Here is a 1147-nt window from a genome sequence, read left to right on the forward strand (position 1 = left end):
GTGCCGTAGTAGCTATTACACCATTTGCTATATTTTGTTCTGTATTTCCACCACCTACTTGCTCGTTTACTAAGCCTTTGCCAAATGCTCTAATAGCTTCTTGCTCTGTTACAATATCACTTCCTTTTGATACTAAATGCACCATTAAAGCGTCTGATAATGCTATTGCTATATCTTCTTTAGTAAATACTGGCTTTGTATAGGAAATCTTACCTAATATAACTTCAGGATTCTCTCTTATCTTCCTGACGTTCTCAGCTATAATCTCTTTGTTTTTTGCCTCAAGCTCAGTACCTTGCATATGATGCGTCACGCCACGGTGCTTAGTCGCCTCTTGTGCTATCCCAAGTGTTTTATATGACTTAGCAGTTACCCTAAATGGTAATCCTGCCTCCTCATATACTTTGTTGATTTCTATCTCGCATTCATCTCTTAAAAATATAAAACTCTTGGACTTGCTAGCTCTCTATCCTTTACTTTTCCAATTACTACTTTATCATGCTCTAAACGCTCTAGCCTTCTTGTGAAATACTGTATATGCACATGTGGATTATCAGGATCATCGTAATGTATATTCACGTCACATACTATGCCTCGTGATACTATATTTTTTTGCACATATACTTCTACTAACTTAATGTTTTGCTCTTTACTGACTTCTCGTGGCAATGAAAACTCAACTTCTGATCCTGTTATAGAATCCTCTCTTTTTTCTCTTGCTTCAGCAGCATTCCATAACTGCTCTCTATCTTGTAACCATGCAGCGTCTTCAAAACCTTCAGGTACAAATATCTTGCTATATACTACTCCTTTCTTCTTAGTAAAATCATAAATAATACTTATTTCCTCACCAGTTTCTTTATCGATAGTTTTATATACTAATTTTGATGCAGAAATATATGCAGCTTTAGCAACAGCATTTTGCCCCTTGCTTCTTTGTATATTTGAACGATGAAAGTGATATAACGCCATTTATAAAGAACAATCTTATTATTAATACTTCGTAGATATTTTTTCTACTCACTGAGCGCATGACGTTTTGTATCAACAAAACGTGCAAGTGCGCTCTTACGAGAATGCTACTACTATATCATACTACATGATTTTCTTATACTACTTTTTTCTGTTTGTTTCACTAGGGGGTTTT

General features: G+C 35.2%; 1 protein-coding gene and 1 pseudogene. Both read right to left on the minus strand.

All coding sequences use genetic code 11. The features are described 5' to 3' along the window. A pseudogene (locus A452_RS12350) lies at positions 1 to 301 on the minus strand (AAA family ATPase); the annotation flags it as partial. A gap of 131 nt (positions 302 to 432) precedes the next feature. Continuing rightward, on the minus strand, positions 433 to 972 hold the full coding sequence (locus tag A452_RS12355; RefSeq protein WP_017208713.1) for a MobA/MobL family protein: 540 nt from the start codon (positions 970 to 972) through the stop codon (positions 433 to 435). Positions 973 to 1147 lie beyond the last annotated feature (175 nt).

Origin of the sequence: Rickettsia australis str. Phillips, from assembly GCF_000273745.1 — a bacterium.
GTDB lineage: Bacteria > Pseudomonadota > Alphaproteobacteria > Rickettsiales > Rickettsiaceae > Rickettsia > Rickettsia australis.